Origin of the sequence: Actinoalloteichus sp. GBA129-24 (assembly GCF_001941645.1) — a bacterium.
GTDB lineage: Bacteria > Actinomycetota > Actinomycetes > Mycobacteriales > Pseudonocardiaceae > Actinoalloteichus_A > Actinoalloteichus_A fjordicus.
This window is the reverse complement of the sequence record NZ_CP016077.1, coordinates 3,476,201-3,489,538: the sequence shown is the minus strand read 5'-3', so window position 1 is coordinate 3,489,538 and position 13,338 is coordinate 3,476,201. Positions and strand designations below refer to the sequence as shown.

General features: G+C 71.1%; 13 protein-coding genes and 1 tRNA gene. 6 read left to right on the top strand and 8 right to left on the bottom strand.

Annotation, left to right across the window (positions count from 1 at the left end; all coding sequences use genetic code 11):
• Positions 1-233: 233 nt before the first annotated feature.
• Complete coding sequence (locus tag UA75_RS15625) at positions 234-611, top strand: VOC family protein (protein WP_075740877.1); 378 nt, start codon at positions 234-236, stop codon at positions 609-611.
• Between the two features lie 112 nt (positions 612-723).
• On the opposite strand, the gene UA75_RS15620 is transcribed toward UA75_RS15625, so the two are convergent.
• Positions 724-1,134, bottom strand: coding sequence for a winged helix-turn-helix transcriptional regulator (locus UA75_RS15620; RefSeq protein ID WP_075740876.1), 411 nt, complete (start codon positions 1,132-1,134; stop codon positions 724-726).
• Positions 1,135-1,226: 92 nt separating this feature from the next.
• On the opposite strand from UA75_RS15620, the gene UA75_RS15615 reads away from it, so the two are divergent.
• Entirely contained in the window at positions 1,227-2,111 is an 885-nt protein-coding gene (locus UA75_RS15615) for an SDR family oxidoreductase (RefSeq protein ID WP_075740875.1), read from the top strand.
• Positions 2,112-2,421: 310 nt separating this feature from the next.
• Here UA75_RS15615 and UA75_RS15610 read toward each other — a convergent pair whose 3' ends face one another.
• Positions 2,422-4,206, bottom strand: coding sequence for a putative T7SS-secreted protein (locus UA75_RS15610; RefSeq protein ID WP_157434208.1), 1,785 nt, complete (start codon positions 4,204-4,206; stop codon positions 2,422-2,424).
• 431 nt (positions 4,207-4,637) lie between these two features.
• Positions 4,638-4,710: transfer RNA gene (locus UA75_RS15600), tRNA-Ala, on the bottom strand.
• Positions 4,711-5,158: 448 nt separating this feature from the next.
• Between UA75_RS15600 and UA75_RS15595 the strand changes: the two genes are divergently transcribed.
• A complete protein-coding gene (locus UA75_RS15595) occupies positions 5,159-5,695 on the top strand; it encodes an NADPH-dependent FMN reductase (RefSeq protein ID WP_075740872.1) in 537 nt (178 codons plus the stop codon).
• A 260-nt stretch (positions 5,696-5,955) separates the two neighbouring features.
• Here UA75_RS15595 and UA75_RS15590 read toward each other — a convergent pair whose 3' ends face one another.
• Entirely contained in the window at positions 5,956-7,473 is a 1,518-nt protein-coding gene (locus UA75_RS15590) for an MFS transporter (protein WP_075740871.1), read from the bottom strand.
• Between the two features lie 412 nt (positions 7,474-7,885).
• Between UA75_RS15590 and UA75_RS15585 the strand changes: the two genes are divergently transcribed.
• The gene (locus tag UA75_RS15585; protein WP_075740870.1) at positions 7,886-8,422 is read left to right on the top strand and encodes a GNAT family N-acetyltransferase; all 537 of its coding nucleotides are present in this window, start codon (positions 7,886-7,888) and stop codon (positions 8,420-8,422) included.
• 264 nt (positions 8,423-8,686) lie between these two features.
• Here the strand turns inward: UA75_RS15585 and UA75_RS34530 are convergent, their stop codons facing one another.
• Both UA75_RS34530 and UA75_RS34525 read right to left on the bottom strand, forming a co-directional pair.
• The gene (locus UA75_RS34530) at positions 8,687-9,211 is read right to left on the bottom strand and encodes a DNA-binding protein (protein WP_232251210.1); all 525 of its coding nucleotides are present in this window, start codon (positions 9,209-9,211) and stop codon (positions 8,687-8,689) included.
• The gene (locus UA75_RS34525) at positions 9,097-9,654 is read right to left on the bottom strand and encodes a helix-turn-helix domain-containing protein (RefSeq protein ID WP_232251209.1); all 558 of its coding nucleotides are present in this window, start codon (positions 9,652-9,654) and stop codon (positions 9,097-9,099) included. The genes UA75_RS34530 and UA75_RS34525 overlap by 115 nt, the downstream gene beginning before the upstream one ends.
• Between UA75_RS34525 and UA75_RS15575 the strand changes: the two genes are divergently transcribed.
• On the top strand, positions 9,653-10,096 hold the full coding sequence (locus UA75_RS15575; RefSeq protein WP_075740869.1) for a nuclear transport factor 2 family protein: 444 nt from the start codon (positions 9,653-9,655) through the stop codon (positions 10,094-10,096). The genes UA75_RS34525 and UA75_RS15575 overlap by 2 nt on opposite strands.
• On the top strand, positions 10,093-10,959 hold the full coding sequence (locus tag UA75_RS15570; RefSeq protein WP_075740868.1) for an ergot alkaloid biosynthesis protein: 867 nt from the start codon (positions 10,093-10,095) through the stop codon (positions 10,957-10,959). Before UA75_RS15575 ends, UA75_RS15570 begins: the two co-directional genes overlap by 4 nt.
• A 95-nt stretch (positions 10,960-11,054) precedes the next feature.
• Here UA75_RS15570 and UA75_RS15565 read toward each other — a convergent pair whose 3' ends face one another.
• Both UA75_RS15565 and UA75_RS15560 read right to left on the bottom strand, forming a co-directional pair.
• On the bottom strand, positions 11,055-11,894 hold the full coding sequence (locus UA75_RS15565) for a bifunctional 5,10-methylenetetrahydrofolate dehydrogenase/5,10-methenyltetrahydrofolate cyclohydrolase (protein WP_075740867.1): 840 nt from the start codon (positions 11,892-11,894) through the stop codon (positions 11,055-11,057).
• Positions 11,891-12,508 (bottom strand): cyclodeaminase/cyclohydrolase family protein, encoded by a 618-nt coding sequence (locus tag UA75_RS15560; RefSeq protein WP_075740866.1) that lies wholly within the window; start codon positions 12,506-12,508, stop codon positions 11,891-11,893. The genes UA75_RS15565 and UA75_RS15560 overlap by 4 nt, the downstream gene beginning before the upstream one ends.
• Positions 12,509-13,338 lie beyond the last annotated feature (830 nt).

Sequence of the window (13,338 nt, the reverse complement as noted above, 5' to 3'; positions counted from 1 at the left end):
GGGGAACGACGTATAGGGGAGTGGCGCACCGCCGGTCCGGCCTTGCCGCCCGGTCCGTTCAACCGGCGGGCGGGCGGTTTCTTCGGCAGGCTGGAGCAGGCAAGGCGGTGCAGGCGCAGCCGGGAACGAGCGAGTACGTCGCGCCTCGGAGCCGAAGATCGGTACCGCCTCCGAAGCAGGCATGGCGAGACGGGCCGACATGGTCGGGACCGGCGATGACGAAGGAGAGACCCATGCTCGAGGGCAGCGAGGCGTACAGCGGATTCGCGGTGGCCGACATGGCGAAGGCAAAGCGATTCTACGGCGAGACCCTCGGCCTCAGCCTGACCGACTCGTCGGAGTTCGGCCTGATGAACCTGCACATACCAGGGGGTCGGGACGTGTTGATCTACCCGAGCCGCGACCACGTTCCCGCCTCGTTCACGATTCTCAACTTCCCGGTGCCCGACATCAATGCCGCAGTCGACGAGCTGAAACGGCGCGGGGTGACCTTCGAGCGATACGAGGGCTTCGAGCAGGACGCGAAAGGCGTGTTCCGAGGCGGCGGGCCGCTGATCGCCTGGTTCAAGGACCCGTCGGGCAACGTGCTGTCCGTGCTGCAGGAAGGCTGAGCCGACCAGGTCTGCTCGCCGACCCGCCAACCCGAACCCGCCGCACGGGCGACCTGGCAGGCGACTCGGGGCCGCCCCGACCACCGGAGCGGTCGGCGAAGCCGGTCCGCGTTCAACCCCGTCGAGCGTCATAGGCTGCGCGAGCTGCGGTGATGTGGTCGATGGAGCCTTCCAGCAGCTCGGTGAGTCCCCGCAGTCGCTCGGCGATCTCGGCACCCAGCGTCGTCAGCGAGTACTCCACGCGGGCCGGGATCACGGTCACCACCTCCCGCTGCACGAGCCCGTCCCGTTCCAGGGCATGCAGGGTCTGGGCGAGCATCTTCTCGCTCACGCCCTCGACGCGACGTCGTAACGCGTTGAAGCGATAGTCGCCCTCGACGAGCGCGAGCAGCGCGAGGATCGACCACTTGCCGCCGACGGTCTCCAGCGCGGCCCGCGAGTCGCAGTTCCGGGCGAACACGTCGGCGACCAGCGCGTCGGAAGGATCGATCGCGTCGGACGAGGGCGTGGGCACTGCGGACATGCGCCCACCTTACCGGAGCACTGCAATCCGAATGTACTGTGGAAAAGTTAGTACAAGCCGAATGCCAGTATGGCCAGTTCGACAGGAGAACCATGACCACCTATGCCGTCACCGGAGTCACCGGCCCCTACGGCAGGCTCGCCGTCGCGGCCCTGCGTGCGCGCGGGGTCCAGCCCGGCGACATCGTCGCGATCGCCCGCACGCCCGCCAAGGCCGCCGATCTCGCCGATGCGGGCGTGGTGGTCCGGGAGGGCGACTACTCGCGGCCTCCGACCCTGCCCGCGGCACTGGCGGGGGTCACCACGCTGCTGCTGGTCTCGGGCAGCGAGGTGGGTCACCGCGTCGCGCAGCACACGGCGGTGATCGACGCTGCCAAGGCAGCAGGCGTCACCCGCATCGTCTACACCAGCGCCCCGCATGCGGACGCCACCACTCTCGCGCTGGCCCCGGAGCACCGGGCGACCGAGCAGGTACTCGAAGACTCCGGGATCGCCTTCACCATCCTGCGCAATAGCTGGTACATCGAGAACTACACCAGCCAGCTCGGCCAGTACCTCAGCAGCGGCGTCATCCTGGGAGCCGGCGGCGACGGACGCATCGCGGGCGCCACCCGCGCGGACTTCGCCGCCGCGGCGGCAGCCGTCCTGACCGAGTCCGGTCACGAGAACGCGGTGTACGAACTGGGCGGCACGCCGTTCACGTTCCCCGAGCTGGCCGCGACGATCACTGAGGTGACCGGGACGCCGGTCGTCTATCGCGATCTGAGCGTCGAGGACTTCGCGGCGGAACTGCGGTCCGCAGGCCTGGACCCGGACACGGCGAGCTTCGTCGCCAGCCTCGACGGGTCGATCGCGCGCGGCGAACTCGACACCGACAGCGGAGACCTTCAGCGCCTGATCGGCAGGCCGAGCACTCCGTTGGCCGACGCCGTCCGGCTGGCTCACAGCGGCACGTCCACCGGTTCCGGAGAAGCCTGACGGACAGCGGGCGGCCCTGCGCCGTGATCGTCGGGCACGGCGTACTTCGACGGGCGGTAGCGGAGATCGTCGGCGCCTCGACTCCCGCCCGCCGCTCGCCGCCGCAGGCCTGCGGCGGCGAGCGGCGGCGGTCTAGGTCGACAGCGAGGGTGCAGAGCGGCCCGACTTCATCGCCGGCGAGCTGTCTCCACTGCCGAGGCGACGGCTGCCGAGCCAGGCGGTCAGCCGAGACGCCTCGGCCCGATCCGAGGCGACGGTGCCCCTCGATGCCCCGATGTCTGACCTGCCGCCGCCGTCGAGTGCCGCCGGGCTAGAACCGTTTGAACCCGCCGGGTGTCGTCGTGTTGACCGGGTCCACGGCCAGAACACCGTGGGCGCCGTTGTTGTTCAAGACCCCGGTGGTCACCACTCCGGTGGGTGCGTAGACGGGTCGCTGGTCGCCGGTCCCGTGCAGCGCATCGGCGAACCGCTGCGCCCCGCCCTTCTCACCCGTGCTACACGACGCGGCGATGAGCGGATTCTCGTTTCCTGTCATGTTCGCCTGGTAGACCTGGTTACTGGTCAAGATCTTGTGATAGGACTCAGGCGAGACGGCGACGGACTCCATCCGGCCGTCTCTGCCCGTCGGGGCCTCGACGGTGTATTGCTTACCGTTCGAGTGAGCCAGCGCGGCGAACGGGCCGGAGTAGCTGGGATCATTGGCCCACGGCGCCGGGCGGCCGACATACCCGGTGGACGTGCGCTCGTGATAGGCCTGTTGCCAATAGGGATTCGAGTTGGCCCAACCCTGCTGGAGATACACGTCCTGTGATTTGCTCGGGAACCCGACTCCCAGCGTCCTGCCACTCGGATCGGTCAGCGTGTGGTAGTTCACGCTGTCGGCGGCGAACGTCCGCCTATGCGGCCGCTTGTCGGATCCGAAGTGGACGCCCTGGATGGTCGGCACGCTGGGACCAGCAGACGGGCCCGCTACCGTCGACGGGCCGCCCAGTCCCGGGGTGTACTGGTGAGGACTGGCCATCGGATTGGACTGCTGCAGAGCGCTCGGGCTGATGGCGGGACCACCCCTGGGCGAACGCGAGCCGTCGCCGCCCGGAAGGCCTCGGGTTCCGTCTGGGCCGCCGCGGGTTCCGTCGGGGGTGATGGTGGGTCCGCCTCGGGAGGCGTCCGGCGTGGTGCTGTTGGGCGAGATACCCGGTCCACCTCGGGTTCCGTCGGGCCCGCCGCTGGTGCCGTTGGGTCCGTCTGTGCCGTTGGGTGTGATGGGGGGTGCGGTGTCGCCGCTGCCGTTGCCTCGGGTGCCGTTGGGTGTGACGGGTGGTGCGTCGAGGCTGCGGGCGTTGTGGTTGTTGCTGGTTTTGATGTTTTTGAGGCCGTTGGTGGCGGTGCCGAAGTCGTCGCCGAGTTTTTTGAGGAGGGGGGTGAGTTTGGACATGGAGGTGGTGAGTTTGGTGATGAGCTGGGCGATCTTCGCGGCGGTCTGGGCGACTTTGGCGACGACCTTGGGGACTACCCAGATGAGTCCGATGCCGAGGGTGAACAGGACCTGTAAGGCCCAGGAGACCATGGAGCCGACGACGTCGGCGATGATGTCGCGGACCGCGTCCCGAACAGCGGAGACGACTTCGCCTGCTTTCTGGATGCCGTCGGCGGCGCCGCCTGCGGCTGTTCCGGCGGCGAGGATGAGGTTGGCGGTGTCGGTGGCGCGGTCGCGGTAGGCGTCGGCGGCCGCACCCGTCCAGGTGGTGACGTCGGATTGGATGAGGTTGCCGAGTTCGGTGGAGACGGAGTTGACCTCGTCGGCGACGTTGGTCCAGGTGTCGGCGTGGGAGCGGATCTCGTCGGGGTTGCCTGCGAGGGAGTCGAGGGCGTCGGAGAGGGGTCCGACGTGTTCGATGAGCCAGCCGACGCCGTTGGAGATGATCGCGGCGAAGGGGTCCAGGGCGGTCATGACGAGGTCGGCGGTGCCGAGTCCTGCCTCGAGCCAGTCGCCGTTGCCGATGGCCTGGTTGGTGGAGTTCACCGACTCCACCAGCGACAGACCCGACGTCGACGACGTCGAGTCCACCACATCAGCCACTAAAGGATTACCCATCGTCCATCCCTCTCCGATACTCGCCCGCCTGTCGGACGAACGTGCTCCCGGTGGACAAGCCGGTGGGTCGCCTCACCTGATGCCCGTATTCGAGCGCCGGTGTCGGCTCCACCGCCACAGGCGGGCAGCGAACCGCCAACGTCCGCCCCGCCGGTTCCCCGTCTCGAACGATCAAGACCGTGTCGCCGTCATTCCCGACCTTCTCATTGATCTTCATTCTCGTCGAGGCCGATCATGTCCGGTTCGGTGCCCCTGACCATCGGCCTTTCGCCACCTCAGGCGTGTGGTCAGGCTGAGACAGCCTGACTTCGTCGGGTGTCGTCGGGTTGGGTCTGTATCACCGGATCGAGCCGGCCGGGCGGCCGGACAGCGGCCGACACGACACGCCTTCCGCAAGACCGTCGAGTGGGTCTGGGTCGTGATCGACCCGGCGGGGCCGGGGGGAGTCGAACCCCCGTCCTCCCCGATGCTGTCGGGGCGCGCTACCACCTGCGCCACAGCCCCCGTCGAACTCGTGCAGGCAGCGCTTATCAAGATCATCAGTCCGTCTGGCAACCGATTTCGCGAGCTCGTCGCGCCTGTCGGTCCACCCCGTCCCCCGTGCGCCGTCGCGCAGGCGTCAGGCGCAGCCCGCCGACGATGTCGAGCGGGGATCGACCGCGAGCGGCGAGGCCGCCGCCCGTGCGTCACCGCACTCCAGAGTTCACCCTCGGCCCGTCCTGCGCCCCGCCTGCCCCGCAGATCGCCTGCGAGCCGGGGCCTCGACCTGCCGCCGGGCCCGCCTCCCCAATGCGGCCTCCATCGCGATCTTCCCGCTTGACCTGAACCTTGGTTCGGGTTCTAGCCTCGGGGTCCGCCGTCGGACGGGTGATCTCGCGTTCGGCGTGCGCAGTCGTTCGTGCGGATTCCTCCGCTTCGCCGCCGACAGGCGACCCAGGGAAAGGACCTCGTCATGCCTGAGCACATCCGGCTCGCAGTGATCATCGGGAGCGTGCGCAAGGGCCGGTTCGGCCCGACCGTGGCCCGTTGGCTGATCGGGCAGGCCGCCCCACGGTCGACGACGACCGTAGACGTCGTCGACCTGGCCGACGAGGCCGCGCAACCCCGGTTCGCCGAGCGCATCGCCGCGGCCGACGCCGTCGTGGTGATCACCCCGGAGTACAACCACGGCTATCCGGGCCCGCTGAAGGAGGCCGTCGATTCGTTGGCCAAGGAGTGGTACGCCAAACCCGTCTCCTTCGTGTCCTACGGCGGGATCTCCGGCGGACTGCGCGCCGTCGAGCAGCTTCGGCTGGTCTTCGCCGAGCTGCACGCGGTCACCATCCGTGAAACGGTCAGCTTTCACAATGCCGGAGACCGCTTCGACGCCGAGGGCGAACTGGTGGACCCCGAGGCCGCGAACCTCGCCGCGCGCAGGATGTTCCACCAGCTCGACTGGTGGGCGCACACGCTGCGCCGAGGGCGGGCCGACCGACCATATCCGGGCTGAACCCGCCCGCGCCCGGCTCTGGGCGCGGGGGCGGCCGTCCGTCGCGCTGTGCGGTCCCTCGGAACCGGCATCGCCGTCTCGTAGGCCGGCCGCCGCGGCGCACCGACACGGGGACGGCAAGAGCGGCTTCCGGGCCGCGACACGTCAGGCCGAGCCGCTGCGGGCGGGCGGCGTGCTCGACCCGGCGCCGGCCGGGTCACCGAGCACGGGATCGGTCGAAGGCTGGTGGCCCCGCGGCCCGCCCTGTCGGGACCCGCTGGTCACGACAGGGCGGAGGCCGCCGTCCTCCTCGGCAGCATGAAGACCAGGCCCAACGAGACCAGGACCAGGACGATGTTGACGCACAGAGCGAGCTGCGCGCTGTGCAGGAAGGCCGAGGCCCGGTCCAGTTCGCCGATGCGCAGCGTCCCGAACAGCACGCTACTGACCAACGCCACGCCCACCGCGCTGCCGAGCCGCTGCGCCGTGGACAGCAGAGCGCTGGCCGTTCCCGCCTGGCGGGGGTCCACCGAGGACAGCACCAGCCCGGTGTTCGGCGCGATGAACAGCCCGTTGCCGATCCCCGCCACACCCAGCGGCGCGACCAGCGCCCAGCCGTCCGGATCGGGAGCGCCCAGGTGCAACATCAGCAGGGTGACGCCCAACCCGACGGCCACCACCCCCGCAGCCAGGATCAACACCGTCCGGCCGAGCCTCGCGGCCACGGGGGCGCTGACCGTTGCGCCCAGCAGCGTGCCGACGGCGAAGGGCATCAAGATCAGCCCGGTCGACAGCGCCTCGTGGCCGAGGCCCTCCTGCCAGAGGATCGACAGGGTGAAGAACACACTGGTGAACGCGGCGAAATAGGTCAGCGAGACCAGGGTTCCCGCCGCGAACGCCGGGCGACCGAGCAGGGCGGGCGGCAGAATCGGCGTCCCGTCGCCGCGCTCGACGCGGCGCTCCCACCACCACAGCACGCCGGCGGCGACGACGGCCACGGCGAGACTGCCCAGCGGCCAGCCCACCCAGCCCGTCTGCTGTCCCTCCACCAACGGAAGCAGCAGCGCGACGCCCGTGACGACGAGCAGCACCAGGCCCACCAGATCGGCGGACCGCAGCAGACCGGTCGTCGGCCTGCCCTGTGGTCGGGGAAGCAGGCGCAGCGCCGCAGGCACCGCGATGAGACCGATCGGCACGTTGACGAGGAAGACCCACCGCCAGCCGCTCGTGCCGAACCCGTGCACCAGCAGCCCGCCCAACAGCGGCCCGATCGCGGTGGAGACACCGATGACGGCACTGAGCAGCCCGAAGGCCTTCCCCCGGGCCAGCCCGGTGAACTGGATCTGGATGAGGGCGGCGATGACCGGGAAGAACAGACCTGCGCCGAGGCCCTGCACCACCCGCAACGTCACCAGCTGCGCAGGGCTCGAGGACAACCCGCAGGCCAGGCTGGTGAGTGTGAACAGGCTCAGCCCGACGACGAACATCATCCGGTGGCCGTACCGGTCGCCGAGCCTGCCCGCCGGGATGAGGATCAGCCCGAAGGACAGGAAGTACCCCGAGAGGATCCAGGCCAACGTCTCCTCACTCGCCGACAGGGCCTGGCCGATGTCCGGCAGGGCGACGTTGACGATCGTGGTGTCCAACAACGCCACGAAGGCCCCGACCAGGACCACCGACAGCGTCGTCCAGCCTCGGGGCGCGACGGAGGACTCCGGGTGGTGGTCGGCGAGGCCGTCGTCGGGTGCCCCGGCGTCGCCGTCCGAGTGCCGGGGCTGCTCCGGCGTCGGGTTGGTCACGATGTCGGCTTCTCGGTGTCCCCGACCGACCCCGGCCGACTCGGCGCGGTGGCACGTCGGGCAGGTTCAGGGTGCGAACCGGCACCGGGCCGGGGCCTGGCCCGAACGGCGTGCGCGGCGTCGGGAATGCAGGACGCGGCGGCCGGGTACTCGGCCGCGACCGGCGATCGGGTGCTCACCCGATCTCTTTAGCCTGACATCCGGCTGCCTGCATTCCCAGCTGGTCGATCGGGTGGATGACGGCACACGTCGCACCCGACCGGGTGGCCATGGGGCCACGGCCGGTCGGGCGATCGCTCGCGTCGGTGGGCGTCGACGTCTCGGCACCGGGGAGCCGCCGACACGGCGCGTCCGTCTGGTGGGGGACGGGGAATCACCACGAGATGACCCGGCGCCGGCTACCGTCGCTTCGATGACCGAACATCAGGCCGCCGAGACGGTGTCGACGCGCAGGCTGTCATTGCGACGACCGGTCCGCCACGACGTCGACGCGATCCTGGCCGTCCATCGGGACCCGCGCACGTGTGCGCACAACCCCTCCGATCGACTGCACACCGCTGCGGAGGCCGAACAGCTGTTCCACCGTTGGGACACCCAATGGGACCGTTTCGGCATCGGCTATCTGGTTCTGCGCGAACACGATTCCGACACCGCCCTGGGCTTCTGCGGGGTGAAGTCGATGCTGTTGAAGGATCGGGCCATCCTCAACCTCTTCTACCGCCTCGCCCCCACCGCGTGGGGGCGGGGATTGGCGAGCGAGGCGGCGCGCGCGGTCGTGGACTGGGCGACGCGACGGATGCCGGAGCCGCCGATCGTCGCCAGGGTCCGCCCCGCCAACATCGCCTCGCAGCACGTGGCCCGCCACGCCGGGCTCAGCCGAGCAGCACACCTGGACGGGCCGGGTCCGGACGGCCTCGACTGGATCTACGTCTCGGCCTGGCCCGAGTGACGGACCTCGTGGCCCGCCCGGTACGTCGCTCCTCGCAAGGGCGGGGGAGCGCATTCCCGCAGGCAGGTTGACGGCTGCGGGGCCGCGCTCGGTGATCTCCGGCGAGCTGCCCGCCTCCGGGGCGGCGCCAGACGACCTGGACCGTGATTCGCGCAGGCCGAAGAACACGTCCCCGGCCTGCGGACATCGACTCCCCTCGCCGATCGGCGTCGACCCGACGGTGGATCCTCGCCAGCAGTCGCGGTCGAGCCGTGGCCTTCGCCGTCAGGAGGCTCGTCCCAACCGAGCGAGCGCGGTGGCACTGGCACTGTCAGGGTCGGCGGTGTAGATCACCAGCCGCAGGGCGGTGCCGGGCAGCAGCAAGGTCTGGCGGTCCAGTTCGAGCGGGCCGAACTCGGGGTGGTTCAGGAGCTTGCGCAGTGTGCGACGGGGTCGCACGTCGTGGCTGCGCCATCCGGCGGCGAAGTCCACGCTGTGCGCGGCGAACTCGTTCACCAGTTCGCCGAGCGCGCGGTGCGCCGGATAGCGGGCGATGGTCGCACGCAGGTCGGCTGCGGCCTGCCGAGCGAACTCGCCTTCCGCGCCTGCCGGTGCCGAGCAGATCGTGGCGCCCAGCCGGATGGCCACTCGCACGGTGTTGCGCTCCGCGGCGGGCAGCTGCGCGAAGTCGATGATCAACGCGGCCGCCGAGGTGTTCCAGGCGACGATGTCTTCCTGCTCGTCGACCAGGTAGGCGGGTATCCGCCCGAGTCGGTGCAGCAGCAGGCGGGCGTCGGCGGGCACGGGCACGCGATCGACATTCGTGCGGGGCGGCGTCTGCCCGGCCAGCCGCGCAGGTGTTCGCGCTCCGCGGTGGTGAATCGCAGCGCCGTCCCCAGCGCGGCCAGCACCTGAGGTGAGGGACGTGACGCGCGGGCCTGTTCCAGCCGCTCGTAGTAGCTGATGGACATCCCGGCGAGGACGGCCACCTCTTCCCTGCGCAGCCCGGGGGTGCGTCGGGCACGCCTGTCCGGCGGGCGACCGACGTCCACCTGATCCGGGCGCAGCGCCTCCCGTCTGCGGCGCAGGAAGTCTGCCAGTTCGCGTCGGCTCACCGGGCCAGGGTGGCACGGCTCCGCCCGGCTCAGCCACGGACCGATGGTCCGGGGCTCGCCGGTCTGTTCCGCGCCTGCGGCCTGCGCCCCCAGCCTGGGGTGGTCACTTACTTCCGTCGGACGTGGAGGGAACACCATGCCCCGCACTCCGGACGAGACCATTCGTCGGCTGCTGGATCTGCTGCAGACCAGAGACATGAACGCCGTCGCCGAGCTGTGGGCTGCGGACGGCACGGCCGAGTTCCCGTTCGCCGAAGCCCTCTCGCCCGCCCGGCTGAACGGCCGAGAGGCTGTCCGCGCCTATCTCGCGGGTCATCCGGACCGCATGGACGTGCGGGAGATCCCGGCTGTCACCGTGCATCACACGAGCCGCCCGGACACCATCGTGGTGGAGTTCACCGCGCACGGACGCACGGTGTCCACCGGCGAGCCCTACCGGTTGGACTACGTCACCGTCGTCACCGTCCACGAAGGCCTGATCACCCGATATCGGGACTACTGGAGCCCGGTGGCGGCCGCCTCGGCGGCCGGAACACTGCCCGAACTGCTCGGCTCGCTGCGCTCGCGGACCGCCCGATGACCGGCGTGCTGGTCACCGGCGGCACCGGGAAGACCGGCAGCGTGCTGGCCGCACTGCTGCGGGAGCGCGAGGTGCCGATCCGGGTGGCGAGTCGTCATCCGGCGGGCGATGATCCCGACGCCGTCCGGTTCGACTGGGCGGACCCGACGACCTTCCCGGCCGCGCTGCACGGGATGGATCGCGTCTATCTGGTGCCTCCGGTGCTCACCGTGGATCCGATGCCGCTGCTCGAGCCGTTTCTGGCCGAGGCGACACGCATCGGCGTACGCCGAGTGGTGCTGCTGGGCTCCGCGATCGTGCTGCCCGACGCCCCCGGCGCGCTGTGGCTGGCCGAGCGGGTGCGGTCCCGGCCCGGCTGGGTGGTGCTGCGCCCGTCCGGGTTCATGCAGAACTTCCTGAGCCCGCACCCGCTGGGCGAACGGATTCGGCGGCACGGCGAGATCCGCACCGCCGCAGGCGCCGGTCGGGTGGGTTGGATCGACGCAGCCGACATCGCGGCCACCGCCGCCGCACTGCTGACCGACCTCGACGGCGTCCTCGACGACCGGCGTGACCATCTGCTCACCGGCCCGAAGTCGCTGAGCTATCAGGACGCGGCGGCGATCATCACCGCGCACACCGGCAGGCCGATCCGGGTGCGGCACATCGGCGTCGAGGAGTCGGCGGCCGACAACCGGGCCGCGGGCATGCCCGCCCCGTTCGCCGCCGCCCTCGCAGCAGTGGAAGCCGACATCGAACGTGGTCGGGAAGACCTGGTCAGCACCGCCGTGCTGGACCTCACCGGCCGCCCGCCCCGGACCTTCGCCGAGTTCGCCGAGGAGCACGCCGCCGAGTGGACGGCCGATCGGGGGCACGAGGGGTGACGGCCGAGCCCTGACCGGCAGGCCCGCCGGTCACCCCGGTCAGGGCAGGCGGCGCGCACTCACCGGCCGGGTTTCCTGCCCTGGCGTACCCCGGGTCACCAGCCTGCGGCCTCGACGGCGTGTCGCAGCAGCAGCGCGGTCGTCACCGGTCCGACGCCGCCGGGCACGGGGGAGAGGGCACCTGCCTGCTCGCTCACCTCGGGCGCGACATCGCCCAGCAGCCCGCCGTCCTCGGCCGGGTTGGTGCCGACGTCGACCACCACGGCACCTGGACGAACGTGCGCCGACGTGAGCAGGCCTGCCCGACCCACCGCGGCGACGACGATCTCGGCGCGGCCGGTCACCGCAGGCAGGTCTCGCGTCCGCGAATGGCACAGCGTCACGGTCGCGTCGCGGGCCAGCAGGAGCTGCGCCAGCGGCTTGCCCACCACAGTGGATCGACCGACGATCGCCACCTCCCGGCCCGCGAGCGACACCTCGTGGTGATCCAGCAGGGCCACCACGGCGGCGGCCGTGGCCGGGGCGAAGGCGGGCAGGCCCGCGACCAGCCTGCCCAGGCTCGCGGGCGCGGCGCCGTCGACGTCCTTGGCCGGATCGATGAACTGGGCGGCCTCGGCCAGGCTCGTCCCGACGGGCAGCGGCGTCTGCAGCATCAGCCCGTGCACGTCGGGGTCGGCGCTCGATTCCGCCAGTCGCTCGTGGATCTCGCTCGGCGCGGCCTGCGGGCCGAGATCGACGACGACGCAGTCGATCCCGGTTCGCTTCGCCGCCCGAGCGATCGAACGGACGTACCAGGCGCTGGCCTCGTCGGCGGTGGCCGTCACCACCGTCAGCCTCGGCACGCGACCGGCCGCCGCAGCGGCGGCGACCCGGCTCGTGGTGTCGGCACGCACCGACGCGGCCAGTTCCGTGCCGGACAGCAGTCGCGCGGTCATCGGATCATCTCCCGAACGGCCTCGGTCAACCGGTGTGCGCGCGCCTGGAGATCGTCGACCCCGGCGACCTCGGCGCGCAACGCCTCGCGCGCACCGACGTCGGCCAGGCCGGCCAGGTTGATCTCCACGTTGACCCGGCTGGCGGCCGCAGCCGCCCTGGCGGCCTCGGCCGAGGCGGCGACGTCGGTGATCACGTTGCGATTGCCGACGGGAAGCAGCTCCTCAGCCAGGGCGAGCAGCCGCGCCACGACGGCGATCGTGTCGGCGGGCGGCCGGGCGGCGCCGCTGAGAGCGTGCTGAATCGCCTCCTTGCGGACGGCCTTCTCCTCGTCGGTGCGCCGAGACAGCCGGTAGGCGTCGCCGACGGCACCGAACGCGAGGGCATCCCGTTCGGCGAGATCCAGGGCGACCGCCCGCAGTTCCTCCGCCTCCACCAGGACGTTGCCCACTATCTCGGCGTGCTCGGCATGGCGTTCGCCGTCGGTGTAGCGCGCCACCATCGCCAGCAGCGCCGCCGACTGGGCGGCGTGGAGCGCGGCGGACGCACCCCCGCCGGGGGTGGGTTCGCGCGCGGCGAGTTGATCCAGGAACTCTTCGATCGACCGTTCGCGCACCCGTTTCGCCCTCCGCCGCCGCTGACCGTGTCGATCAACAACCGTAGGCCACGGCGGTGCCCGATGACGCGCAGGCTCGGCAGGTCCGAGTGCTGGTCGACGGCGGCGTCGGACGATCCGGGTCAGTGGCGGCGAAGCCGCAGCGTCCGACCTCCTCGGACCGAAGCAGGCTGCCGACTCCCACGGCCTGCTCGCGCGCGGGTCGGCCTGCGACCGGCCCAGCCGAATCCTCGCGTCTCAGCAGGCGCCATCCGGCCGTACCGCACGCACGCGGCCCGGGGACGCGGGCCCGATAACAGCGATGTCACCAGGCAGGACGGGCAGGGTGCCCCGTGGTCCGACGCGAGCACGTCGACGTCCGAGACGGACAGCCACTGGCCGCACCGCGTACGCAGCAGGCCCGCGACCGGTGCCAGCGACAAGCAGACGTGCGCCACCCGGTGCGATTCCGGCGCCATCCCGATCTTCACGCGGATCAACCGTTCCCGATCAGAACGGGGCGGAACCGGTCTGGCCGGATTCGTCGCTCCCGGTCGCCGCCCCGCGGCTGCCTCCTCGCAGTCCCAGCACGGGCGCGACGCGGTCAGCCTGATCCCGGCGATGACCCGTTCCGGCGGCGGCCCGACCCGCATCGACCGACCACACCGGGCCACGACCAGGGTTCCCTCGGCGGGTCGCGTCCCGACGACCTGATGACGGTCCAGCCACAGTCCGGACTTCGGCAGCGTGTCCTGGGTGAACGACCGCTGGACCTCGCCGTTCATCGGGCCGCCGCCCGCTGCCGGACCGTGACCGTTCGCCGAGCCGACCACCGGAATCGACCTCGCCGC

Coding starts and splice junctions, on each gene's coding strand:
- UA75_RS15625 (WP_075740877.1), top strand. CDS start 234: ATGCTCGAGGGCAGCGAGGCGTACAGCGGATTCGCGGTGGCCGACATG.
- UA75_RS15620 (WP_075740876.1), bottom strand. CDS start 1,134: ATGTCCGCAGTGCCCACGCCCTCGTCCGACGCGATCGATCCTTCCGAC.
- UA75_RS15615 (WP_075740875.1), top strand. CDS start 1,227: ATGACCACCTATGCCGTCACCGGAGTCACCGGCCCCTACGGCAGGCTC.
- UA75_RS15610 (WP_157434208.1), bottom strand. CDS start 4,206: ATGGGTAATCCTTTAGTGGCTGATGTGGTGGACTCGACGTCGTCGACG.
- UA75_RS15595 (WP_075740872.1), top strand. CDS start 5,159: ATGCCTGAGCACATCCGGCTCGCAGTGATCATCGGGAGCGTGCGCAAG.
- UA75_RS15585 (WP_075740870.1), top strand. CDS start 7,886: ATGACCGAACATCAGGCCGCCGAGACGGTGTCGACGCGCAGGCTGTCA.
- UA75_RS15575 (WP_075740869.1), top strand. CDS start 9,653: ATGCCCCGCACTCCGGACGAGACCATTCGTCGGCTGCTGGATCTGCTG.
- UA75_RS34525 (WP_232251209.1), bottom strand. CDS start 9,654: ATGGTGTTCCCTCCACGTCCGACGGAAGTAAGTGACCACCCCAGGCTG.
- UA75_RS15570 (WP_075740868.1), top strand. CDS start 10,093: ATGACCGGCGTGCTGGTCACCGGCGGCACCGGGAAGACCGGCAGCGTG.
- UA75_RS15565 (WP_075740867.1), bottom strand. CDS start 11,894: ATGACCGCGCGACTGCTGTCCGGCACGGAACTGGCCGCGTCGGTGCGT.